Here is a 22,475-nt window from a genome sequence, read left to right on the forward strand (position 1 = left end):
TGGGAAAAGAGGTTATATAGTCAACTCTTTTACTTCTTTATTTTAATTTTTGAACCTTCGTTTAAGTACGCACTGCCGGATATGATGAGGGCTTTGGCGCTTTCGAGGCCACCGCTGACGATCACTTTACCGTTCTCTATTTTATCTACCTGGATCTTTATTTTCTGGGCAGTCGTGTTATCATTGGTGATGAATACATAGCCGGTGCCGGCATCGCCATCAAGCAAAGCATCGTAAGGGATGGACCATGCCTGAAGAGATTGGGAAGGAAAGATGGTGGCTTTTCCGAATAGACCAGAAGCGATCTTTCCGGCCGGAGCATTTTTTAATTGGAGTTGCACCTGAAAGGTACCGCTCATGGGATCTACACCTTCGGGTTTCTTGCTGACGTAGGCCTCAAGTGTTTGGCCGGGTAGTGCATCGGTGGTGATACTTGCTTTGTCGCCTGTTTTGATGGCCGACCATTGATAGTCGCTCACACCCGCTTTGAGAATCCAGCTTGACTGACCGGCACCGTTTACCTGAACTACAGGGGTACCCGGACCAACGATCTGTCCTTCATTGGCAAGTTTCCGTAAAACATAGCCACTTTTCGGAGCGCGTATTTCAGAATAAGTCTGGTTAAAGCCCGCACTGCTGTGTTGTTGTCTTGCCACGTCCAGAGCAGTTTTTGCATTCTGCATCTGCTCAAGCGTTGCAACACTGTCTTTATACAGGTTGCTGGCACGCTCATAGTCACGTTGTGCTTTTTGTAGTGCGAGCGAGGCCTGCTCAGCCATTGCATTTACTTCAGTGAGATTAAGTGTTGCCAGAAGCTGGCCTTTACTGATCGCATCTCCTTCTTTTACATAGATGCGATTGATCACACCACCATTTTTAAACCCAAGAGCAGTTTCATCATCCGTGGTGAATTGCCCCGCAGCGTAAATAGACTGATGGATGGAGTCTTGCTGAAGTGAGACCACTTCAACAGGAATAATTTCTTCGTTGTTGGTTGTTTCTTTTTTGGGATCCTGTTTACAGGATACGATCCCCAGTGAGAATGCGATCAGGATCAACAGAAATATCTTTTTCATAAGCTCATTTTTTTATCAGGTAAGAAGCTGTTTCTCTTTCCAGCTCCGCTGCGGAGTTGAGAAGTTTATATTGGTTAATGACTTGCAGTAATTGCGCTTGCGTGAATTGATTGTGGGCGTCAATGGTTTCGATAAAGGTGTTGGTTCCCTCGCGATAGCCGCGATCGATCAGGCGCTGATAGCTGGATGCTGCTTCGAGTTGTTTACCCGTAGCAGTGTATACCTGCCAGGATGAGCGAAGGTTGTTCCTTGCTGCACTGCTGCCCAGCGTTAGTTGCTGACGAACCTGTTCAAGGTTTAGCCTGGCAGAACGTACATCCAGCTCAGATTGACGGATCTTGTTCTTATTACGATTACCGGCGAATATGGGAACTTCTAATTGAAGACCTAAGAGATAATAACGGGATTGTGTGTTGAACTTCCAGTTCTCTGCCTGCGAGCCCAGATCAAGTACCCCATTCAACCGTGGCATATACACCTGTTTGTTCATCTGCAACACTGTTTCGTTGATATTGATCGCCTGCTGCAATGCCTTCAGTTCTTCACGGGCGGATGGTGCGGGCTCAGTGCCAAGAAGCACTCCGATCTCTGACAAAGCATGTTCCGCACTGTAAGAAGTATCTATCGGTGTATGCTGTTCGCGGTTGAGCAGGAAGTTAAAATAGAGCTTTGCATTCTCCGCTTGCTGCTCTGCTGTATTGACCTGTGCATTTACCTGTTCTATCTCTGCATTGGCACGTAGTACATACGCAGGAAGGCCTTTACCATTGTCAAGCAATTTCTGGTTGACACGTTTCCCTTCACTGGCAAGGTCCAGCGCAGTACGGTAGATCGAGATCGATTTTAATGCTGTGAGATAATTGAAATAGGCCGACTTGATATTCTGAACGAGTTGGCGTTTATAGATATCGACCTCGTATTCACTCAGGACGATCTGCTGTTCCGCGATCTGTTTGTTGAAACGGATATCCGGATTATAGATCGGCATGGTGGTACGCACTTTCGCATCATAAAAATTATGCGGAAGGAAGTTGATTCGTTGATTACTTAGCTGCGGAAAGTTATTGGTTCCCGTCAGTTGATTCAATGTTGCATAAGCACCGTTCAGCAGATCCCCGAGCGGAAGACTGATATCACGTCCGCCACCGGCGGTCTGGTATCCCATCTGGAAGGAGACGGTCGGGAGGAACCATCCTTTGGCAATATCCAGCGCGGTGCCGGCCCGTTCAAGGGAGATAGTTTTTTGCTGCAGCACAATGTTGTTGGCAAATGCGCTGTCGATATAAGCATCGAGCATGGTTGGTTGTGCACTGGCGTTCCCGGCTATGCATAGGGCTCCCGCCAGGATCGTGCACCTGGTTTTACTTAATAGCGTATTCATTATTAACACTGTTAATCAGTGATCAAAAAAATTACTTCAGCTTTTCAAGTGTGGCAATAAACGTCTCGAATGTGTGTGTGAACGCGTCGTCAATATCCTGCATGACCATTTTGCGTTTTACGACCTGGTCGAGGTGTCCTTTGATCTTAAGGGTACATAAACCATGCATGGTGCTCCAGATGAACATGGCGAAGGATTCTGCATTGAATTGTGTGAAGTAACCTGCCTGCTGACAGCCCTGAACGACCATCAACAGGATCCTGAAAGCCTGCTCTCCCTCTTCCCAGTGCTCGTCGACGCAGTCGAGCGGCTCTTCACGATTGAACATAAGTTCGTAGAAGTCATTGTTTTCCAATGCAAATTGCATATAAACCCGTCCCATCGCCTTCAGGCGTTCAAACGGATGATCAATATGCGCAAGAATGGAAAACTGTGATGCCAGCAGCTTGAATCCCTCCTGGTGAAGGGCATGTGAAATAGCTGCTTTGTCTTTATAATATAGATAGATCGTGGTTGGGCTGAACTCAATCTCCGCCGCGATCTTCCGGATGGACGTAGCTTGATACCCTTCTTTGATGAAGAGTTTTTTTGCTGCATCCAGGATGCTCTGCTTGAGATCCTCCTTGTGCTTCAGTTTTCGTTCTTTAATGCCCATGTTTAAGATTACAGGGCAAATATACTTTACAGTGTTAAGTTTCCAAATTTATTTGTGAGAATTTGGGATGGTATCCGATGAGTTGGCCCGAAATGGCGGTAGAATACCTAAAAAGCCGGTTGAATAACAGGAGTGTCGATAAACCGCTTAACTAAAACCAGCGAATGCATCAGTATTCGTAATGCATTTATGGCAATTACCATTATCGTGTGTTCGTACGCCAGCCGACGGTTTCAACCGTGGGCGACAATCTGGAACAGGCGCCATTGCCATGAACCCTCCTACCCAACCCGCCCATGGTTAAAACCGTGGGCTAAAGTATCATCACCACAGTAATCTCTGCTGACTAAAACCATCCATTCATCAGTATTCGTAATGCATTTACTGCAATTACCGGTATCGTGCAGTCGTGCGCCAGCCGACGGTTTCAACCGTGGGCGACAATCTGGAACAGGCGCCATTGCCATGGCCCCTCCTACCCAACCCGCCCATGGTTAAAACCGTGGGCTAAAGTATCATCACCACAGTAATCTCTGCTGACTAAAACCATCCATTCATCAGTATTCGTAATGCATTTATGGCAATTACCGGTATCGTGCAGTCGTACGCAGCCCACGGTTTCAACCGTGGGCGACAAGCGGGAACAAGCGCTATTGCCATGAACCCTCCTACCCAACCCGCCCACGGTTAAAACCGTGGGCGGGAGTATTACCACAGTAATCTCTGCTGACTAAAACCATCTATGCATCAGTAGTTACAATGCATTTACTGCAATTACCGGTATCGTGCATTCGTGCGCCAGCCCACGGTTTCAACCGTGGGCGACAAGCGGGAACAGGCGCCATTGCTATGAACCCTCCTACCCAACCCGCCCATGGTTAAAACCATGGGCTAAAGTATCATCACCACAGTAATCTCTGCTGACTAAAACCATCCATTCATCAGTATTCGTAATGCATTTATGGCAATTACCGGTATCGAGCATTCGTACGCAGCCCACGGTTTCAACCGTGGGCGATAAGCGGGAACAGGCGCTATTGCCATGAACCCTCCTACCCATCCCGCCCACGGTTAAAACCGTGGCTAGAGTATCAGAGCCAACTATGCAAACAAATACGCAATATCCTCCTCATTCAACGCCTTTACAAATCCTTCATCCGCTGACACCAGGTCTTCCGCCAGTTGCTTTTTCTTCTCCTGCAAACGAATGATCTTCTCTTCAATGGTGTCCTTACAGATCATCTTATAGGCGAACACGCTTTTCGTCTGACCGATCCTGTGTGTACGGTCGATCGCCTGTTGCTGCACCGCCGTATTCCACCACGGATCAAACAGGAACACATAGTCGGCTGCCGTTAATGTCAACCCCGCATTACCTGCCTTTAAACTGATCAGGAACAGGCATACATCATTTCCTTCCTCCTGGAAAGCATTCACCATCTCAGCGCGTTTCAATGGCGGGGTCTGTCCGTCGAAATGATAATATTTAATTCCCGCTTTATCACATTCCTCCGCGAGGATGTCCAGCATGGAGCTGAACTGAGAGAACACAAGCGCCTTATGTGCGGGCAGGATATTGCTGAGTTCATCCATCAATAGTTTTGTCTTCACAGATTCAACTGGCTGACGTTCTTCCTCGGGTAATAGCAATGGCGAATTACAGATCTGACGCAGTTTCAGGATCCCCTGTATTACCGCCAGCTTGCTTTTTGCAAAACCCTGCTTGCTGATATCCAGGAAGAGACTGCTTCTTACCTGGCTCTTGATATGTTCATACAACTCGCGTTGCCCTGCCGGCATGTGACACCAGAGGATAGACTCTGTTTTTTCCGGAAGATCAACCGCCACCTGCTCTTTTGTACGGCGCAGGATAAAGGGCGCCGTCAGTTTTTGCAGCGCCTGTATCTTGTATTCATCTCCAAACTTATCAATGGCGTCAGCGTACTCACGCTTGAAGAATTCGCGGCTTCCAAACATGCCCGGCAATACCACATTCAACTGAGAATAGAGATCGAAAGTATTGTTTACCACAGGTGTTCCACTGAGTGCGAAAACATTGTTCGCCTGCAGTGTACTGACTGTTTTCGTGATCTGTGCGGATGGATTTTTGATGTTATGACTTTCATCAATGATCGCAGCACCATATTCGATCGCAAGCAGGTTGCCCGCATCGGCGCGGAAAGTGCCATAGCTCGTGATCACCACCTGAACAGATCCATCCTGTAATTGTTCTGTTTTCCGTTGACCACCATGATACACCGTCGTTTTTACAGACGGAGCAAATTTTTCCAGTTCCTGCTGCCAGTTATAGATCAATGAAGACGGACAAATAATGATATGCTTTGCTGTTGGTTCTTTCTCGACTTCTGAAACGAGAAAACAAATTGCCTGCAATGTTTTACCCAAACCCATATCATCAGCAAGGCAACCTCCCGCCCCCGCTTCTGAGAGCAATCTCATCCACTCATATCCTTTTTGTTGATAAGGGCGTAAATTGGCGTTGATCATCGCGGGTACTTTGAACAGCTGCTCACCGCCCGATTGCCAGGTCTGCCAGCGTTGCCACCATTCTTTCTTAAAAGAAGAGCCCAGCACCTGCTCTTCACCAGGGCCATTTTGTTCTGTAATGGCCATCCATCGCGCAATGGTCACCTCTTTCTTATTTACCTTACCGTGCTTGATGATCGCCCCATACTGGTTCAACCATGGATCACCCAAAATGCCGAGGCTTCCGTCTTTCAGCAATACGGCTCTTTGTCCCGACCAAAGGATCTTCTGCAGTTCCGTCAATACCACTTCTTCCTTTCCAAAAGTGACAGACACACCCAGTACGACCTTGCTTTCCTCTTCACGGAGCACTTTTACCGAGGTTTCTGCCTGGTGGGTGGAGAACCGGAAATGCTTCAGCATATCCATTCCTATCAATTCTATATCGGAAGTAAGCAATTGATGATAGGTTTTTAAGAACCATTGTTTCTTTTGCGCATCCGCAAAGGAGAGATAATAATAACCGTTTGCCTGCTTCGGGAAATTTGGGTGCAGCGATTCCAGCAATTGCAGGAACTGTTGCTCCTGTTCTTTATTACGTTTGATCTTATAAGCCTCGCCGTTTTGCAATATTTCCAGGCTTTCCTGGTAGGGTCCGTCGACCACAAATCCTTCATAAAGCCATTGCGGGGTCAGCATAAGAAAAGTATTGCTGAGCTCACTGAGTAATACCCTGTTCACCGGCAGAGATTCTATTTCCTGCAGATCAAACAGGTTATTGCGGTTGACTGGGTAATCTTTTTCAAGGTGTGACAGGATATTTTCGGCCAGTGCGGCGGGGTTCGTGGAATATTGCTGCGGCTTTTGGTCCTGCAGCCATTCCAGTGTCTGATAATCCCGGAATGAAAGCAGGAAATATTCATTATTACTTTCGAGGAAATAGAACTGACGGAAAAATGTCTCGATAGGATACAGTTGGCAATTCAGTTCAAGCAAGGTTCTCAACTCAAGCGCTGCGCCGTTCTTCTCTACGGAGAACTGCAGCCGTGGACGAAAGGTACTGAAGCTGCAGGGCGCTGTTGAATAGTGTTTGTTACCGTTCAGTTGTTTGGTATGATACCATTTTGCCAGCGGCGCAAAGGGTTTTACTTTTTCGAATAACTGATGGTAGTGACGCAGCAATGCTTGCCGGGAGTAGGTTTCAAACGGCATTCCGGCTTTTTGCTTTGTATGTTTCTGCCGGATCGCCTTACGGGTTTCATCGATCGCCTCTCTCCCGAATTCCCTGAAAGATACCAATACCTCTTTAGGCCATTCAGGAAACAGGTTCTTCAACTCCCCGGTATTCATATCTCCCACCTCATAATTCAGGGAAGTATTATTCTTGATGATCCTTAGTGTCTGTAACAGGATAGAAGTCTCCAAAAGCCGGTGAGGAGAAAGCAGCAGTGCCGGTTTGGTCGTTTCTTTTGTTTTCATTTGATATCGAGTTCAATGTTCGGGGCGCAAACTTAAACTATTCCGGGGGAGAGGTGTTATTCTGGGTGGAAAATTGTTCCGGCGAAGCCGTTGCCCGTTGTCCGTTCACCGTTGACCGAAAGACGACAGTATCTTATAGCGATCGACAGACCTCGAAGTTATTTTAATCCTGATACCGCCATTCGGACAACGGACAACGAGCAACGGACAACGGACAATTTTTAAACATTAACAATCTAAAGACATGAAAATAGAGATCTGGTCAGACATCATGTGCCCCTTCTGCTACATCGGCAAGCGGCATTTTGAAAAGGCGTTGGAAAACTTTGAAGGAAAAGATGATGTGCAGGTGGAATGGAAAAGCTTTCAGTTGAACCCGGACATGAAGACAGAGCCGGGAAAGAGTATCAATGAGTACCTGGCCGAGCACAAGGGCTGGAGCATCGAGCAGGCCAGACAGGCGAATCAGTATGTGACAGGAATGGCGGCAAAAGCCGGACTGACCTATGATATGGAACGGGCAGTGGTGGCAAACTCCTTCGATGCGCACCGGCTGATACAGCTGGCTAAAGCGTCCGGCAGGGGAGATGAAATGGAGGAACGCTTGTTCAAAGCCTACTTTACAGAGGGGAAGAATATAGGAGATCCGGGAACACTTGCAGAGCTTGCAGCTGATGCGGGCCTCGATAAACAACGGGCTGAAGAAGTGCTGAAGGGCCGTGAATTCGCAGAGGCGGTTGACCGGGATATCTATGAAGCGCAGCAGATCCGGGTAAGTGGTGTGCCATTCTTTGTATTGAATGATCGCTATGCCGTTTCGGGAGCCCAGCCGGCAGAAACTTTTGCCGGGGCATTGGAGCAAGCCTGGAAAGAATGGAAACAGGAAAGTCCGGCCATTCAGACCCTGAGTGAAAACACCGGCGATACCTGCCAGGTGGACGGTAATTGCTAGGAATTATTCCGGTTAATGGTGTTTTTTCGATTCAAAGAGAAAAGGAAACGCGAGAATGTTGGTGAAAAAAAAAATTCCTTTATATATTTGGTTATAAGAAACCTTAGTAACTTCAGCAATAACATAAATACCTAATTCACTCAACTCCTTAAATCCTTAAGTATGCCTTCTAAAAAGAAAGCTAAAGCCCCTAAAAAGGCAGCAAAAAAAGCAGCTAAGAAAGCCGCTCCCAAAAAAGCAGCTCCAAAAAAAGTAGCTAAGAAAGCTGCAAAAAAAGCTTTCAAAAAAGCAGCAGCTCCTAAAAAAGCAGCGAAGAAAAAAGTTGCAAAGAAGGCAACTAAGAAAGCAGCCCCTAAAAAAGCGGCTCCTAAAAAGGCAGCAAAAAAAGCAGTGAAGAAGGCAGCTCCCAAGAAAGCAGCTAAAAAAGCAGCTCCTAAAAAGGCGGCTAAAAAAGCAGCGAAGAAAGCGGCTAAAAAATCTGCTCCCAAAAAAGCAGCGGTTGTAGCTTCTGCTCCTGCAAAAAAAGCAGCAAAGAAAAAAGCAGTGAAGAAAGCGTCACCTGCAAAACCAAAACCGGTTAAACAGCCACAGACAAAACCAGTGGTAGAAGATCCGATCATCGACAAAGATGAGCCTGTAACAGAGCCTGAAGCTGTTCAACAACAGATCTTCCCTGCTGACGAAGACGAAGACACAACAGCTGACGATACAGTTGAAGTGGAAGAGATCGAAGAAGTTGAAATCGATGTTGAAGAAGACGACACTGACGATGACAACAACGATGACGATGACGACGATGATGACGACAAATAAGAATCCGTTGGTAAGTATTATAGCCGCCTGTATAGAATTTGCAGGCGGCCTTTCTTTTTACACGAATGAGCGCTAATAGCCGCGAATTTGCGCGAATATTGAACTGCGTATTTCAAAACCTTTTTTATGAAAAAACGCTTGCTGATATTCCTGGCTTTCTGCTTTAGCTGGATCGGTGTGTTTGGACAGCAAAAGCTTTCTGTAATAGAAAAAGTGGTTCTGAATGATACAAAGTCGCCGATCATCTGGATCGATACGATGAAGACCGATATCAATCACCTGCTGGTAGATACGCAGCGGATCGATTCTCTGCACCTTTTGAAAGACTCTGCCGCCGTAAGACGGTATGGAGCAGATGCGGCCAGGGGGATCCTGGTAATGTATCCTAAAGACAGCGTAAAGCTGATGCGGCTTGACCAGTTCCTCGAATTCCAGGGTGTACCATCGGCAGACAGAAAACTTCGGGTATGCGTAAACCACACACTGGTCAGACATCCCTCCTACCTGATCATTGACCCCGCCTACATCAAAACCGTTCAGATCACCCGTAATCGCCACTGGGGCTACCTGGACGAAGCAAACAGCGGGGAATTGTTCCTCAACCTGATCACGGCCAACTACTCAAATCCTGTCATGTAGGGGCTGGGAACACCTGCTCCGTGAGGGGCATGGCGTATAAGGAACGCGGCAAACGCAACGATACGTGGCGAACGCGGCGAATAAGCCGGCAAATTCAATATTATCTATGTCAAACTTTCCGAAGACATAACCTTATCACGGATCCTTTCCTACCTCAACGACCCATTCGCGGCCATTCGTGCTTCATTCGCGATTCGCGAAAATTCGCGTCCATTCGTGCTCATTCGCGTCCATAAAAAAACCATCCGCCTTTCGACGAATGGTCTTCCCAATAAAGCCATTGTATATCTTTTACACCCTGAAGTGAGCGAAAGCTTTGTTCGCTTCAGCCATACGGTGTGTATCTTCTTTTTTCTTGAAAGCTGCGCCTTCACCTTTGCTTGCTGCAACGATCTCACCAGCCAGCTTATCAGCCATGCTACGACCGTTTCTCTCGCGGCTATAACGGATCAGCCATTTGATGCAGAGAGAGATCTTCCTGTCCTGACGAACCTCCGCCGGGATCTGGAAAGTAGCACCACCGATACGACGGCTGCGCACTTCTACCGCTGGAGTTACGTTAGCCAAAGCTCTTTTCCAAACTTCGTATCCGTCTTCGTTTGTTTGCTTGGCAACTTTATCCAAAGCATCGTAGAAAATATTAAAAGCGCCGCTTTTCTTTCCTTCCCACATCAGGTTATTGACAAAGCGGGTTACCAGTTTGTCATTAAACTTAGGATCTGGTGCTAAGGGCAGTTTCTTTGCTTGTGCTTTCCGCATGGTATTGTTGAGTTACTTATTTTGAATTATTTTTTGGCTTTTTCTTTCTTCGTACCGTATTTAGAACGGCTCTGTTTACGGTCTTTTACACCCGCTGTATCCAGAGAACCACGAACGATATGGTAACGTACACCTGGTAAGTCTTTAACACGACCACCACGGATCAGCACGATTGAGTGCTCCTGGAGGTTGTGACCTTCACCCGGGATGTAGGCGATCACCTCTACTTTGTTCGTCAAACGAACCTTAGCCACTTTACGGAGCGCAGAGTTTGGTTTCTTTGGAGTTGTAGTGTACACACGAGTACAAACACCACGACGCTGAGGACACTGATCCAAAGCCCTTGATTTGCTCTTGGCTCTGATAATTTCTCTTCCTTTTCTTACTAACTGTTGAATAGTAGGCATTCTGAATGCTTTATTTTTGGGACGGCAAAGGTAGGGTCCCGCGGGGGAAATACCAAAAGATTCTAAGATTCTTTCTGCGGGAATAATTAAAAAGTAAAAATTACAAATTAAAAAAATCTTCTGGATTGACCAGTAACTACTGATTCTGAACGACTTATTTTTTAATTTCGACTTTTTACTTTTTACTTGCCCCTACACTTTCCACATCCAGTCATGATTATCAGCCACCCTTCCCTCACGGATATCGGATAGCCATTTTTTTACATTGGTTGATACGGTAAAAGTCGCCGGATCGAATTCCATCGCAAATCCTTTATAGTTCAGCTCACGGATCGGAGCGATCACCGCCGCCGTTCCGGTTCCGAAAACTTCTTTCACTTTCCCTGCCTTATATGCTTCCACGACCTCGTCAATGCTGATCTTTCTTTCTTCCACTTTAATACCCATTTCCTTCAGACCCGTCATTACGCTCGCACGCGTAACCCCTTCCAGGATCGTTCCTTCTTCAAGGGACGGTGTAACCGCCACCCCATCGATCATAAAGAATACGTTCATCATGCCCACTTCCTGCAGCCATTTGTGTTCAAACGCATCCGTCCACAACACCTGGTCATAACCCGCTTTTCTCGCCTGGCTGGCAGCCAGCATGCTTCCGCCATAGTTGCCCGCATTTTTGGAGAATCCAACGCCGCCCGGAGCAGCACGCGTATAGCTTTCTTCCACCAGGATCTTCATTGGCTGAGCATAGTAAGGTCCGGTAGGACTGAGAATGATAATGAATTTATAGGTCTCTGACGGGCGAACACCCAGCATCGCATCTGAAGAGAACATGAACGGACGGATATATAAAGAATGTTCATTCTTTGCAGGGATCCAGCTGCGGTCAAGATCGATCAGCTGACGCATGCCTTCCAGGAAGATCTCCTCCGGAACAACCGGCATGTTCATCCGTTCAGCAGATTTATTGAAACGTTTGAAATTATCCACCGGGCGGAAAATGAACGCATTGCCCTCCTCATCTTTATACGCCTTGATACCCTCGAAAATAGCCTGTCCATAATGCAGTGCAGCCAGGGAAGGCTCCAGGAGCAATGGCTGATAAGGTTTGATCTCCACGCTCTTCCATTCCCCATTTTCATAATCTGCCTCCAGCATGTGATCGGTAAAATATTTGCCGAACGGAATATTCTCCAGGTTGATATCCTGTAACTTGCTCCTTTCTGCTTTTGTAACTGAAATTGCTAAAGCCTCGGTCATAATTTTTTAATTTTGCTCGGCAAAGAAACGAAAAAAGTTTATACTAACAGTCATTAGTAAAAAAGGAACGTATGGGTTTGAATGATATCGAATTGCCAGCGAGTGTGGTCGCCTCCCTCTACCCTTCAGCTTTGGTCAGCGAGGGCGCAGAACAACGCGGGGAGATCGCCATAAAAGCACCGGAAGGAGCCTCACAGCAAGCGGAAAAAGCTCCGGCCGGCGAAGCCCAGCCGTTCGTCTGGAAATTCCTCGGGAATAACAAACGCGCCGTGCTCGTGGTGGTGAATAACACCGATATTCTCCACCTACCCGACGAAGACCTGAACTTCCTGACAACGATGCTCACCGCCTGCAAGCTGAGCCTCGGCGATATCATCCTCATCAACTACAATAATTACCTCGAAAAAGGCGGTCCGGCCGCCGTGAAATATTTCAAAAGCCGCGAGGTGTTGCTCTTTGGGATCGAACCGGCTGATTTCGGGCTGCCGGTCAGCTTCCCGGAATACCAGGTACAGGGTCTGGCAAATGTGCAATACCTGTACTCGCCGCCGCTCGCCGCCATTGCGGATGATAAGACCGCGAAAGGTAAACTTTGGGGGAGCCTGAAGAAGATCTTCGGGATTTAGGCTTTATGCTTTTAGAATGGAGTAGGTTTCCCGCTGATTTACGCTGATCAATGCGCAGATGCGCAGATCAATTTGTATACGCCCTGGTGCGTCAGATACGATATCAGTCAACTTAAGCGATTTCATTACTCAACCTCTGCAGTTAAACTGGCGTATTAGGAACGCAGCGGCCGCAACGATACGCGGCGGCCGCTGCGAAATACAAAGTATCCCAAGCCTATTCAGCCATCATCAAATTGAAACGACCCATTCGCGAACCTTCGCGGCCATTCGCGTCCCATTCGCGTACCGCGCCTCATTCGCGTTAGCTATATTTGTGTCATGAAACTAATCTTCGCCACCAACAACCAGCATAAAGTAGACGAGATCAGGCATAATATCGGTGACAGATTCGAACTGCTCACACTCAAAGAAGCCGGTATCAATATAGACATCCCGGAACCTCATGACACCATCGAAGCCAATGCTTCTGAAAAGTCAAAGGTGATCTACGAAATGACAAAAACCGATTGTTTCAGCGAAGACACAGGTCTGGAAGTTGCCGCTTTAAATGGTGAACCCGGCGTAAAAAGCGCCCGCTATGCAGGTGAAGGACGCTCCTCAGATGACAATATCACAAAGCTGCTTTCAAATCTTGAAGGTGTGGGCGACAGGTCTGCACGTTTCAAGACCGTTATTTCCATCATTATTGACGGCAAGGAGCATTTGTTTGAGGGCATCTGCAATGGCAAAATTATCAATGAGAGAAAAGGGGCGGGCGGCTTTGGCTATGATCCCGTGTTTGTACCTGATGGAACAGATAAAGCCTTTGGTGAAATGACGCTGGCGGAAAAAGATCAGTACAGCCATCGCGCGAAAGCCACCCAAAAACTGGTCACATTTTTGAATAATTTGCAGAAAGGATAACTAATTGACCGGCAAACTCCCATGCCCTTATTTTGTTTTTCCACGAACATGGATTAATATTACTGACGGTCAGTGCTTTACAAACAGGTAGGCACTTACGGTCAGCATCTTATATTTAAAACAAGAATTTGACTCCGCAAAGCAACCATAATATCCCCGAAAGCGACTTAATCAGTGGGTGCATTGAAGGCAACCGTCGTATGCAGGAAGAACTGTATCGCCGCTTCTCACCCAGAATGTACGCTGTTTGCCTCCGTTATGCCGGCAATGCTGAAGAAGCCGAAGATATCCTGCAGGAAGGTTTTATTAAGATTTTTAAGAAGCTGGACAGTTTTCGCAGTGAAGGCTCCTTTGAAGGATGGATCAGACGGATCTTTGTAAATACCGCCATCGAACATTTCCGACGCAAACGATACCTGCAACCCGTAACAGAAAAAGAAGAGAATACACTGGAGGGAAATTATCTTTCCGTACTTGATAACCTTGCCGAACGTGATATCATGGAACTGGTGCAGCAATTGTCGCCCGGCTACCGGACCGTTTTCAACATGTATGTTGTCGAAGGATACACACACAAAGAGATCGGAGACATTCTTGGCATCAGCGAAGGGACCAGCAAATCACAGCTTTCAAGAGCTAAAATGATCCTGCAGGACCTGGTGAAGAAATTTATTGAAAAGGATAGACAAAGCAGAATAGAGTCATGAGCAACTTAAGGGACAAATTAGAAAATTATGAAGTGACGCCTCCGGCAAATGCCTGGGACAAGATCACTACAGCCCTTGACGAAGCGCACCAAACTGATCAGTTCCCTGCGCGCCTCCATGCAATGGAGGTAGAGCCGCCGGCTACAGCATGGAACAAGATCCTTTCAGCCCTGGATGAAACAGATCAGGTTGATCCGTTCGCAACACGCCTCTATTCAATGGAAGTCGATCCGCCAGCTTCTGCCTGGAGTAAAATTGCGGCATCTTTCGAACAGGGACAGCCCGCTGAAGCAATCATAGTGAGTCAGCCATCCCGATTTAAACAATATTTACGCTATGCCGCTGCCGCCATCGTGATCGGCGCTGTAGCATTTGGTATACTTCGCTGGACCGGATCTTCCTCTGACGATCCGACTGGTCCTTCCATTGCAGCAAAACCCGCAACACCTGCCGTTACTGCACCTGTACAAACCGCAGGCACCTCTGTTCCTTCCGCTGTTCCTACCGGAGCGGTGGATGAGCAGGTAAAAACAGTGTCAACCGGGAAACTGATCGCAAGGCTCGACAGACCCTATAAAGCAAACAGAAGGGCAAATGCAGAGATCGGGTCAGCTGTTTACAATGCTGCCGCCAATACATCCCGCAGCCTTTATACTTATGGTGACAATGTTCCCTCTATGGCGGATCGTTACATCATGCTCATGACGCCTGATGGAAATTTTATCCGCATGTCAAAAAAATGGGGCAACCTTGTATGCTGTGTGTCAGGCGAAGATCCCGATGCCGATTGTAAAGACCAGTTGAAAAAATGGCAGGAGAAAATGGCAACATCCGCTCTTACCACTTCGGCCGGCAACTTTATCGACATCCTGCAACTTGTAAACTCACTCGACGAAGGGGCGGAGCTTTGATCCATCTCTTTCGTATTTCACCATATTTGTTGTATGAATCACGCATGACCAGCTTTTATCGTTAAAGAAAAGCTGGTCATCTTTATTTTTGCTATAAACCTGGTTATATGGCGAGGATCAGATTGGAAATGCCTTCGGATTATTCTTTCTCAACACTCATACCCGTTCGCATCACGGACATCAACTACGGCGGGCACATGGGCAATGATGCGATATTGTCATTGATCCATGAAGCAAGGATGCAATACCTGAGAAGCTTTGGTTATACTGAACTTGATTTCGCAGGGATAGCACTGATCATGGCGGATGTTGGGATTGAATTCAAAAAGGAATTATTCTATGGGGACACTGTGAATGTGTCTGTATGCGCGGGAGATTTTACCAAACTGTCTTTCGATCTTTATTATAAGCTGGAGAAGGAAGTGGATGGTAACTGGCAGACAGTGGCGCTCGCGAAGACAGGAATGGTATGTTATGACTACGCGAAGAAAAAGGTGAGTGCTTTGCCGGTGGAAGCGAAAGAGAAACTGTCCTTTTAAAAAATCGACTGGCCTAAGGTTCCCGCTGATTTACGCAGATCAAAGGCGCAGATACGCAGATAATTGCCTTATGTCAGATACTATCTGCGGGACCCCTACGCAATTCGAATAGCTTAAAAGATGCGGGTATACGGTAGCCCGAAGGGGAGACTTAGAGGGCGGCCTACGCAAGACTATCAACTTAGACCCGGGACCAGATCTTCCAGCTTTCATCCGCCTGGATCTCCAGCATGTCATAACCATTTTTAACAACAGCGCCCCGCTCCTCTCCCATTTTGAGGAAAAGGGTTTGAGACGGGTTATATACCATGTCAAACAGGTAATGATCAGATGTCAATGCCTTGTAAGGAATCTGAGGAGCTTCAGTTATATTAGGATAGGTTCCTAAGGGAGTGGTATTAACAATGAGCGTGTATTCCTGCATCACATCCGCCGTCAATTGCTCATAGGAAAAATTGTGTACGCCCGGTTTGCGCGATACATACCGGTAAGCAAGCCCCATTTTCTGCAAAATATACTGAACGGCTTTTGAAACACCGCCGGTACCAAGTATCAGTGCTTTTTTATGATGGGGTTGAAACAACTGTCTGAGTGATTGTTCAAAACCCAGCACATCTGTGTTATAACCTTTCAGCCTGCCGCTTTGCAGGTCAATGCAATTGCAGGCCCTTATTGCCTGCACCAGTTCATTTTCCTCATTGAGATAAGAAAGCACCTGTTCTTTATAAGGGATGGTCACATTAAGCCCGCACAATTCCGGATGATCACGAAGCAACTTTGGCAGTTCTTCAATGGAAGAGATCGGAAACAGTTCATACCGGCAATCCGTCAAACCTTCGCGTTCGAATTTTTCCGTGAAATACTTTTTGGAAAACGAATGAGTTAACGGATTACCGATCAGGCCAAATAAGCGCATCAGGAACCTTTTTTATTCAGGAATAATTCGAAGGTATCACCGCGTAAACCGATCCGCATTGCTTCCATGGCGATAACTTCAGTAGGTGCTATATTACCGAGATTCACATTGCAGCCCAGTAATTCGATGAAGTATAATTGCTGCGCTTTCTGGGGCGCTTCCCAAATGATCTTTTCCCCGGGGATCTGCGTGAGGATCTCCTGAACGAGGCCTTCCCTTACCTCGCCACTTCCACGATAAATACCGACATTACCGGCTTCTCTTGCTTCTGCGATCACATAAGTGGCACCGGCATCAAGTTCGGCGCGCATCAGTTCGATCCATTTGTAGGGAGGAATAATATGCGCGGCATCTTTACTTCCCACTTCGCTCAACACAGTGCCATGCTTTGTCAGTTTTTCAATATAACCACATTTCTCAGCATGAGGGATCGTGATGGAACCATCGCTTACTTCCATGTAATCGATGCCGAAGTCTTTACATACCGCTATATAATCATCAAACTGATTGCGGATCAGGAACGCTTCAAATAAAGTGCCTCCGAAATAGATCGGAAGATCGTAAGAGCGATAGAGCTCCAGCTTCTCTCTGAGGTTTGGCGTTACATACGATGTTCCAAAACCCAGTTTAATAATATCGATATGGGGATAAGAAACACTTAAAAAATTCTTTGCTTCCTGGAGACTTAATCCTTTGTCCATCACCATCGTAATGCCGTTAGTACGTGGGCGCACATTACGATCGGGCATCTGAGACAGGTTGAAATTCATTTTATTCTGATTTGATTCATAGAATGCGGACCTTATGCCGCAGGGAAAACCGGCGCAAAAATAAGGCTAAGAGGTTAAAGAGATAAAAGAGTTTAGAAACGAAGCAGGTTTCCCCGGCAATTGTTGATTATCCGGGGGAAACCTGCGTATTCTTTTAGCACATTTATCCTTTACGGGTGCGGCTGGACTTAAATCTGGCGGCCAGTGCTGCGATCTGCTGATTCTGCAGGCTGCCCGGACTCAGTTCAAAGAATTTCTTCAGCAGCTTCGGTGCAAGATGGAGCGCTTCTTCCAACACCACGATAGCTTCCTTCTGCTTGCCGTCGGCCAAGAGTATCGCTGCTTTGTAATAAAGGAAAAGAGGTTTTTCTGCTGTAGCTCTGAATGCAACATCTGCCTGCTGCAGGGCTTCGTCAAAATATTCTGCTTTGTACAGACATCTGATCAGCGCCTGCCAGCCTGCTGACTTTTTAGGCTTGATCCGGACCGCGTTGGAAAGATGCAAGATGGCATCTTTTACCTGGCCCATCTCCAGCTTGCATTCACCCATCAGCAAAGAATATTCGTGCTGATTCTTTTGAAGCTTCATGGCGGTGTCCAGTTGTTTTGTACAACTCTCCCACTGACCTTCATTATAGTATGTGCAGGCAATTTTGTAGAACAGTTTGCTGTCTTCCTGGTTAAGGTGAGATGCTTTGCGGTAATAGAATCTTGCTTGTGCATAATTCTTCAACCGATCATAGCAATGACCGATCGCTTCATAGATCACCACTTCAGGTTTGGCTAGTTCTGTTACTTTTTCCAGCGCTTCGATCGCTTCTTTGTATTTGCGCAGGCGGATATAGGCATCACCCATATTCCTGTAAGCATAGTCGAATTTTTCTTCGATAACGATCGCATACTGATACGCATCGATCGCTTTCTCATACAGCTTCAAACCCTGGTAAGCCGCCGCCAGATTGAACCATGCGAGTTCATTATACGGATGTTGATCAATGATGCGCTGATGAAGACGGATACCTTCTTCATTCCGCCCGGTAAAATCGGTCCAGAAACAAATTTTATACAATGCTTCTTCATTGGTCGGCTCTTCATCAAGTATAACTTTCAGGCAATCGAATACCTTGTCGAATTCTTCATAATCATCGTATACGTCCGCCAGTTCGAACAGCAGTTCTATCCTTTCCTCACCCTGGAAAGTCTGCAATGCTTCTTCAAGCAATGCTACCGCTTTTGATTGTTCATCAAGCGCGAGATAGGCATCTGTCTTAAGAATATAGATATTGATGTCATTACTGTCCAGCAGGCTGGCATGATCGAGTATGTCAAGGGCATCACGATACTGGCGGACCGTCAGAAGAAGATCAGCTTTACGTATCAGCAGCGCCGCTGAGTATGGATATTGCTCGACAGCCATATCTGCCGCTTCCTGTGCTTTAGGAATCTCCTCTCTTTCTTCGAAATAAGAGATTAGTTTTTCAAATGATTCCTCTTCAATAAATGAGGATGAGCGTCCATTCCGGAGGTTTTCATATCTACGGAGTAATTCTCTCATCTGCTCCCTGTCTTCCTGGTATGAATTTTCTTTCATGATCCGGTGGGTTTTGAGGTAAAAGAATTGAGGCAAACTAAGGAGAGGCTAGCCGTATTGGCGGTTAGTATCAACAAGTTATCTTAAAATAATCAAAAGAAAAGCCAATTTGTTTCCCCAACTGTGAATAAGTAACAAATATTTTTTTCTTTTAGCTGTAACAATTTGCCTGTTTAGCCGTTAAATAAGTACTAAAATTCTTGATAGACGGTTTGCATTAATTCCTTTTTTAGTGTTAAATTTGCCTCGTATTGAAAACTAACTCTTCCATATTAAAAGCTGCAAGCAGAAAATTGGGCCTGTCTTTCTTACTGGCTGCCAGTGCTGTAGTTGCTTTTGCAACACTGGGGGACGGTAAATCAAGCAAAGAAAAGCCTCGTAAATTGTTACTGGGCAACAAAGCTTCTTCATTGAAGCCCGGTTCTTTTTCTCTTCAAACAGGATACACTTTTCGTGGTAGCCAGGTGATCAGCTCCGAAGGCACTACGCAGTACATCAACATCACCACACCCGTTGTAACTTATCAGCAAGGCCATGCGGTTTATTCCATGCCTGCCCGTAAGAAAGTGACATTGAACCTGAACACTCAACGCAGTCAGGGTCAGGGTGCTACAGTAAATATCAACTTCTAAACGCGAATACTAATACGCGGATCTTGCTAATTATCTTCCTGGTGCAGGGAGATATTTTGATTTTAGGGAAAGCCCATGCGTAAAAGTAATGGTGACTGATCTACATAAAAAAGCACCCCAATCCTTCGGAGTGCTATTCGCCAAATTAGCGTAATTAATTTGCGCCTTTGCTTTCGTCGTAAGTCATTACCCTGTAGCCGGATTTCGGTGTATCAAATTTCGCCGCAGGGACGAGATTGAAATTAATGCTTGATACCGTGTAAGTTACCTTCTGTTTTCCCATATTTGCCTCGTATTGCATGGCGAGACCGGGAAGTGCTTTGTTCAGGTACTGAAAATCACGGTTGACCGGGATCAGGTCTTTGGTAAAGTATACGGTGAAGCTGCTGCCATCAGCCAGCTTTCCTGTCGCCTTCTGACAATTGTATCCGGAGATCGTCTTAAACTCATTTTCGTAAGTGAAAGTAACATCTTCATACTTTTTATTAGACTCCTTCCAGTCATTTGCCGTAAGGTTGATCATATATTTCTGCTCGCCATATTCTTTCAGAATGGTCACATTCCCCGTTTTCCCGTCAATAATGGTGGATTGTGTACCAAGAGAGCTGACCATTTCAGACCGGCTGGAATTCCCTTTCAGGTAAATAATGCTCACCGCTCCATCAAGCAGATCGGCCGCTTTAGGGGTGCTATTATTGGTATTTATAACGATGTCATAAGAAATAGTCGCTTCCGTCAGTTTGCGGGGCTGAGCATTTTGTGCCATCAGCGATCCGGAGACCAGCACAGACACCAGTAATACTGCGATAAGGTAAATGCGTTTCATAGTTAAACGTTATTGATTGAAAGACGACGCAGAGTAGTCATTACGTTGCGACCGGTAAAAGTTAAAATTAAAAAGCCAGCAATCAAAGCGCGGGGCGTGAATTGCTGGCGGGAAATGTGGTTTGGGAGGTTTGGAAGGTTTATAACATTCCAAACCTCCCAAACTTATTTCTTATTCTTTTTCTGAGCGTCTTTCATCTGCTTCTGCTGCTCCTGCATCTGCTCCATACGCTCCTGCCATTTCGATTTCTGCTTTGGCTTCTTCCGGTTCTCTGCGATCTGCGCCAGGATCTTGTTATGATCGATGATATAGTTCTGGATCACAAACTGCAGTATCAGCGTAATGATGTTTGACACCGTATAATACCATGTCAACGCCGATGGGAGCTTGTTGAAAATGAACAACAGGAACACCGGGAAGATGTATGGCATATATTTCAGCACCGGATTGCTTTGATCAGGTGACATACTCATACTGTACAAAGAGATCGCAAGGCTGGTGATCACCGCTGTGATGGTAAACAGGCTGAGGTGACCGCCAAGCAATGGAACATCCACGCCGAACTTGATAAAATCATCAAACGCTGAAAGGTCTTTTGCCCACAGGAAGTCAGCACCACGAAGGTCAACGCTTGAGCTAAAGAAACTATAAAGGGAGAAGAAGATCGGGATCTGCAGCAAAGCGGGAATACAGCCACCCAGTGGGTTTACGCCAGCTTCGCGGAAAAGCTTCATCTGCTCCATGCTCATCGCCTGCTGGTCAGCACCAAACTTTTCTTTCAGTGTGGCAATCTCAGGTCGAAGCGCTTTCATTTTTGCACCACTCAGGTAGCTCTTATAAGAAAGCGGCGAGATAAGCAAACGGATGATCAGCGTCAGCAGGGCGATTACCAGGCCAAAGCTCCCTACAAAGCTTTTCAGGAAGTCCCATACCGGCATGATCACATAACGGTTCAATGGACGAACGAACGCATACGGTCCCTGGCCAAGGTTTACCAGTTTTTCCAGTTTAAGATCTGCCTGTTTCAATGTTTTGAAATCAGCCGGTCCATAGAAAATACTAAACCCAAGCTTCGCATTACTGCCGGAAGGCACAGCCACCTGCATATTTGAGACGGCTTCTACCAGCACTTTCTTATCATCAGGAGGAATATTCCAGGTCATTTTGCCGGAAGTGAATTCAGACTTTGAAACCAGGAACGTATTGAAGAAGCGCTGACGAACGCCTACCCATTTAACTTTCTTTTCGAGGTCGACACTGCTTGTGCGCCCGATAGTATGATAATCGAAATCTCCGTCTTCAATGTATCCGACCTGTGTGTTCTGCTTTTCGAAGCTGATATCCGATTCCTGCTGATCAGCTGCATACTGCCAGGTAAGGTTCAGGTTATTTTGGGAAAGCAGTTGAGGCACGCCATTCAGCTCTACATCAAAATCGATCATATACTGGCCGGGTTTGATCGTATAGCGGTGAACGATAGAGGTAGTATTGCTGCTGTCGGATGATCCGCGGGTAAATGAATATGTACTGCTTCCGTCAGCATTCTTTACAGAGTCAATTCTCGAGAAATTGAGGTCAGAAGTCTCAATACTGTTACCGGCACCGGTATTCACACGATAGCTGATCTGGTTGAACGCGGAATTAGACAGTTTTACGTGCCCGCTGTCCATGTTCTTGAATTTCTTCAGTTCTACAGATCTTGGCTGACCTCCTTTGGAAGAGAATGCCACACGGAACAATTCGTTCTCCGCATAGATGACATGTTCATTCACATCAGAAGAATCGTTCAGGAACCCTGACTGGGTAGATTTGCGCAATGCGGCTGCAGCTGCGGAATCCAGCCGCTGGGCTGCGGTATCTGGTTTGGGCTTATTGGCATTCAGGATGGAATCCTGCTTTGCCTTCTCTTTGCGATACGCTGCCTGCTCTTTATTGGTAAAAAAGAAATAGCCAAAGAACAGAGCCGCCAGCACTACAAAGCCTAGGACTGTATTGCGATCAAACTTCATCGAGGGGTAAAATTTAAAGGTGGCAAAGATAGGTGTTAGCCATCGAAACTAAGGGGTTCCGGGGCGGAACTTAGGCGAGAAACGGGTTTTAACCGGTGAGGGGGTGAGAGGATTGGAAGGTTTGGGAAGTTTGGGCG

The 22,475-nt window shown here is 46.5% G+C and carries 22 protein-coding genes; 9 read left to right on the forward strand and 13 right to left on the reverse strand.

Features of this window, described 5'->3' with window-relative positions; genetic code table 11:
- Positions 1 to 29: 29 nt before the first annotated feature.
- The 4 genes from LZZ85_RS11780 to LZZ85_RS11795 all read right to left on the reverse strand — a co-directional run bounded on the left by LZZ85_RS11780 (position 30) and on the right by LZZ85_RS11795 (position 7,078).
- Positions 30 to 1,076 carry an efflux RND transporter periplasmic adaptor subunit gene (locus LZZ85_RS11780; RefSeq protein ID WP_237871878.1) on the reverse strand — a complete coding sequence of 349 codons (1,047 nt, stop codon included), beginning with the start codon at positions 1,074 to 1,076 and terminating at the stop codon, positions 30 to 32.
- 4 nt (positions 1,077 to 1,080) lie between these two features.
- Positions 1,081 to 2,457 carry a TolC family protein gene (locus LZZ85_RS11785; RefSeq protein ID WP_237871880.1) on the reverse strand — a complete coding sequence of 459 codons (1,377 nt, stop codon included), beginning with the start codon at positions 2,455 to 2,457 and terminating at the stop codon, positions 1,081 to 1,083.
- 31 nt (positions 2,458 to 2,488) lie between these two features.
- A complete protein-coding gene (locus tag LZZ85_RS11790) occupies positions 2,489 to 3,112 on the reverse strand; it encodes a TetR/AcrR family transcriptional regulator (RefSeq protein ID WP_237871883.1) in 624 nt (207 codons plus the stop codon).
- Positions 3,113 to 4,213: 1,101 nt separating this feature from the next.
- Positions 4,214 to 7,078 (reverse strand): DEAD/DEAH box helicase, encoded by a 2,865-nt coding sequence (locus LZZ85_RS11795; protein ID WP_237871885.1) that lies wholly within the window; start codon positions 7,076 to 7,078, stop codon positions 4,214 to 4,216.
- Positions 7,079 to 7,322: 244 nt separating this feature from the next.
- Here LZZ85_RS11795 and LZZ85_RS11800 point away from each other — a divergent pair, with 244 nt between their 5' ends.
- A complete protein-coding gene (locus LZZ85_RS11800; RefSeq protein ID WP_237871887.1) occupies positions 7,323 to 8,030 on the forward strand; it encodes a DsbA family oxidoreductase in 708 nt (235 codons plus the stop codon).
- Between the two features lie 140 nt (positions 8,031 to 8,170).
- Here the strand turns inward: LZZ85_RS11800 and LZZ85_RS11805 are convergent, their stop codons facing one another.
- Positions 8,171 to 8,650: a hypothetical protein gene (locus tag LZZ85_RS11805; RefSeq protein WP_237871972.1), complete on the reverse strand. Its 480-nt coding sequence runs from the start codon at positions 8,648 to 8,650 to the stop codon at positions 8,171 to 8,173.
- On the opposite strand from LZZ85_RS11805, the gene LZZ85_RS11810 reads away from it, so the two are divergent.
- Together LZZ85_RS11810 and LZZ85_RS11815 are read left to right on the forward strand one after the other, a co-directional pair.
- Positions 8,631 to 8,843: a hypothetical protein gene (locus LZZ85_RS11810; RefSeq protein WP_237871974.1), complete on the forward strand. Its 213-nt coding sequence runs from the start codon at positions 8,631 to 8,633 to the stop codon at positions 8,841 to 8,843. The genes LZZ85_RS11805 and LZZ85_RS11810 overlap by 20 nt on opposite strands.
- 126 nt (positions 8,844 to 8,969) lie before the next feature.
- Positions 8,970 to 9,482: a hypothetical protein gene (locus LZZ85_RS11815; protein ID WP_237871889.1), complete on the forward strand. Its 513-nt coding sequence runs from the start codon at positions 8,970 to 8,972 to the stop codon at positions 9,480 to 9,482.
- 291 nt (positions 9,483 to 9,773) lie between these two features.
- Here the strand turns inward: LZZ85_RS11815 and rpsG are convergent, their stop codons facing one another.
- From rpsG to LZZ85_RS11830, 3 genes are all read right to left on the reverse strand, one after another.
- A complete protein-coding gene (rpsG, locus tag LZZ85_RS11820; protein ID WP_237871891.1) occupies positions 9,774 to 10,241 on the reverse strand; it encodes a 30S ribosomal protein S7 in 468 nt (155 codons plus the stop codon).
- 26 nt (positions 10,242 to 10,267) lie between these two features.
- Entirely contained in the window at positions 10,268 to 10,648 is a 381-nt protein-coding gene (gene rpsL, locus LZZ85_RS11825) for a 30S ribosomal protein S12 (protein ID WP_038097977.1), read from the reverse strand.
- 192 nt (positions 10,649 to 10,840) lie between these two features.
- Positions 10,841 to 11,905: a branched-chain amino acid aminotransferase gene (locus tag LZZ85_RS11830; RefSeq protein ID WP_237871893.1), complete on the reverse strand. Its 1,065-nt coding sequence runs from the start codon at positions 11,903 to 11,905 to the stop codon at positions 10,841 to 10,843.
- 71 nt (positions 11,906 to 11,976) lie between these two features.
- On the opposite strand from LZZ85_RS11830, the gene LZZ85_RS11835 reads away from it, so the two are divergent.
- The 5 genes from LZZ85_RS11835 (at position 11,977) to LZZ85_RS11855 (ending at position 15,594) form a co-directional block, all read left to right on the forward strand.
- Positions 11,977 to 12,531 (forward strand): hypothetical protein, encoded by a 555-nt coding sequence (locus LZZ85_RS11835; protein WP_237871895.1) that lies wholly within the window; start codon positions 11,977 to 11,979, stop codon positions 12,529 to 12,531.
- A 321-nt stretch (positions 12,532 to 12,852) separates the two neighbouring features.
- Positions 12,853 to 13,437: an RdgB/HAM1 family non-canonical purine NTP pyrophosphatase gene (gene rdgB / locus LZZ85_RS11840; protein ID WP_237871898.1), complete on the forward strand. Its 585-nt coding sequence runs from the start codon at positions 12,853 to 12,855 to the stop codon at positions 13,435 to 13,437.
- A 200-nt stretch (positions 13,438 to 13,637) separates the two neighbouring features.
- Positions 13,638 to 14,144, forward strand: coding sequence for an RNA polymerase sigma factor (locus LZZ85_RS11845; protein ID WP_237871900.1), 507 nt, complete (start codon positions 13,638 to 13,640; stop codon positions 14,142 to 14,144).
- A complete protein-coding gene (locus tag LZZ85_RS11850; protein WP_237871902.1) occupies positions 14,141 to 15,055 on the forward strand; it encodes a hypothetical protein in 915 nt (304 codons plus the stop codon). Before LZZ85_RS11845 ends, LZZ85_RS11850 begins: the two co-directional genes overlap by 4 nt.
- Before the next feature lie 107 nt (positions 15,056 to 15,162).
- Positions 15,163 to 15,594: an acyl-CoA thioesterase gene (locus tag LZZ85_RS11855; RefSeq protein ID WP_237871904.1), complete on the forward strand. Its 432-nt coding sequence runs from the start codon at positions 15,163 to 15,165 to the stop codon at positions 15,592 to 15,594.
- A 181-nt stretch (positions 15,595 to 15,775) separates the two neighbouring features.
- Here LZZ85_RS11855 and LZZ85_RS11860 read toward each other — a convergent pair whose 3' ends face one another.
- The 3 genes from LZZ85_RS11860 to LZZ85_RS11870 all read right to left on the reverse strand — a co-directional run bounded on the left by LZZ85_RS11860 (position 15,776) and on the right by LZZ85_RS11870 (position 18,871).
- Positions 15,776 to 16,510, reverse strand: coding sequence for a shikimate dehydrogenase family protein (locus LZZ85_RS11860; RefSeq protein WP_237871906.1), 735 nt, complete (start codon positions 16,508 to 16,510; stop codon positions 15,776 to 15,778).
- Positions 16,510 to 17,280 carry a phosphosulfolactate synthase gene (locus tag LZZ85_RS11865; protein ID WP_237871908.1) on the reverse strand — a complete coding sequence of 257 codons (771 nt, stop codon included), beginning with the start codon at positions 17,278 to 17,280 and terminating at the stop codon, positions 16,510 to 16,512. The genes LZZ85_RS11860 and LZZ85_RS11865 overlap by 1 nt, the downstream gene beginning before the upstream one ends.
- A 163-nt stretch (positions 17,281 to 17,443) precedes the next feature.
- Positions 17,444 to 18,871, reverse strand: a complete 1,428-nt coding sequence (locus tag LZZ85_RS11870; protein ID WP_237871910.1) for a tetratricopeptide repeat protein — start codon at positions 18,869 to 18,871, stop codon at positions 17,444 to 17,446.
- 251 nt (positions 18,872 to 19,122) lie between these two features.
- Between LZZ85_RS11870 and LZZ85_RS11875 the strand changes: the two genes are divergently transcribed.
- Complete coding sequence (locus tag LZZ85_RS11875) at positions 19,123 to 19,503, forward strand: hypothetical protein (RefSeq protein ID WP_237871912.1); 381 nt, start codon at positions 19,123 to 19,125, stop codon at positions 19,501 to 19,503.
- Positions 19,504 to 19,657: 154 nt separating this feature from the next.
- Here the strand turns inward: LZZ85_RS11875 and LZZ85_RS11880 are convergent, their stop codons facing one another.
- Positions 19,658 to 20,329, reverse strand: coding sequence for a DUF4412 domain-containing protein (locus LZZ85_RS11880; RefSeq protein WP_237871914.1), 672 nt, complete (start codon positions 20,327 to 20,329; stop codon positions 19,658 to 19,660).
- A 164-nt stretch (positions 20,330 to 20,493) separates the two neighbouring features.
- Positions 20,494 to 22,338 (reverse strand): membrane protein insertase YidC, encoded by a 1,845-nt coding sequence (gene yidC / locus LZZ85_RS11885; protein ID WP_237871916.1) that lies wholly within the window; start codon positions 22,336 to 22,338, stop codon positions 20,494 to 20,496.
- Positions 22,339 to 22,475 lie beyond the last annotated feature (137 nt).

This window comes from Terrimonas ginsenosidimutans, from assembly GCF_022012415.1.
GTDB lineage: Bacteria > Bacteroidota > Bacteroidia > Chitinophagales > Chitinophagaceae > Terrimonas_A > Terrimonas_A ginsenosidimutans.

Bases quoted from the DNA above. Each gene is read 5' to 3' on its own strand.
- LZZ85_RS11835 (WP_237871895.1), top strand. From the start codon at position 11,977: ATGGGTTTGAATGATATCGAATTGCCAGCGAGTGTGGTCGCCTCCCTC.
- LZZ85_RS11865 (WP_237871908.1), bottom strand. From the start codon at position 17,280: ATGAATTTCAACCTGTCTCAGATGCCCGATCGTAATGTGCGCCCACGT.
- yidC (WP_237871916.1), bottom strand. From the start codon at position 22,338: ATGAAGTTTGATCGCAATACAGTCCTAGGCTTTGTAGTGCTGGCGGCT.
- LZZ85_RS11850 (WP_237871902.1), top strand. From the start codon at position 14,141: ATGAGCAACTTAAGGGACAAATTAGAAAATTATGAAGTGACGCCTCCG.
- LZZ85_RS11780 (WP_237871878.1), bottom strand. From the start codon at position 1,076: ATGAAAAAGATATTTCTGTTGATCCTGATCGCATTCTCACTGGGGATC.
- LZZ85_RS11855 (WP_237871904.1), top strand. From the start codon at position 15,163: ATGGCGAGGATCAGATTGGAAATGCCTTCGGATTATTCTTTCTCAACA.
- LZZ85_RS11830 (WP_237871893.1), bottom strand. From the start codon at position 11,905: ATGACCGAGGCTTTAGCAATTTCAGTTACAAAAGCAGAAAGGAGCAAG.
- LZZ85_RS11860 (WP_237871906.1), bottom strand. From the start codon at position 16,510: ATGCGCTTATTTGGCCTGATCGGTAATCCGTTAACTCATTCGTTTTCC.
- LZZ85_RS11870 (WP_237871910.1), bottom strand. From the start codon at position 18,871: ATGAAAGAAAATTCATACCAGGAAGACAGGGAGCAGATGAGAGAATTA.
- LZZ85_RS11845 (WP_237871900.1), top strand. From the start codon at position 13,638: ATGCAGGAAGAACTGTATCGCCGCTTCTCACCCAGAATGTACGCTGTT.
- LZZ85_RS11805 (WP_237871972.1), bottom strand. From the start codon at position 8,650: ATGATCGGATCTTCTACCACTGGTTTTGTCTGTGGCTGTTTAACCGGT.
- LZZ85_RS11815 (WP_237871889.1), top strand. From the start codon at position 8,970: ATGAAAAAACGCTTGCTGATATTCCTGGCTTTCTGCTTTAGCTGGATC.
- LZZ85_RS11795 (WP_237871885.1), bottom strand. From the start codon at position 7,078: ATGAAAACAAAAGAAACGACCAAACCGGCACTGCTGCTTTCTCCTCAC.
- rdgB (WP_237871898.1), top strand. From the start codon at position 12,853: ATGAAACTAATCTTCGCCACCAACAACCAGCATAAAGTAGACGAGATC.
- LZZ85_RS11880 (WP_237871914.1), bottom strand. From the start codon at position 20,329: ATGAAACGCATTTACCTTATCGCAGTATTACTGGTGTCTGTGCTGGTC.
- LZZ85_RS11790 (WP_237871883.1), bottom strand. From the start codon at position 3,112: ATGGGCATTAAAGAACGAAAACTGAAGCACAAGGAGGATCTCAAGCAG.
- rpsL (WP_038097977.1), bottom strand. From the start codon at position 10,648: ATGCCTACTATTCAACAGTTAGTAAGAAAAGGAAGAGAAATTATCAGA.
- LZZ85_RS11800 (WP_237871887.1), top strand. From the start codon at position 7,323: ATGAAAATAGAGATCTGGTCAGACATCATGTGCCCCTTCTGCTACATC.
- rpsG (WP_237871891.1), bottom strand. From the start codon at position 10,241: ATGCGGAAAGCACAAGCAAAGAAACTGCCCTTAGCACCAGATCCTAAG.
- LZZ85_RS11785 (WP_237871880.1), bottom strand. From the start codon at position 2,457: ATGAATACGCTATTAAGTAAAACCAGGTGCACGATCCTGGCGGGAGCC.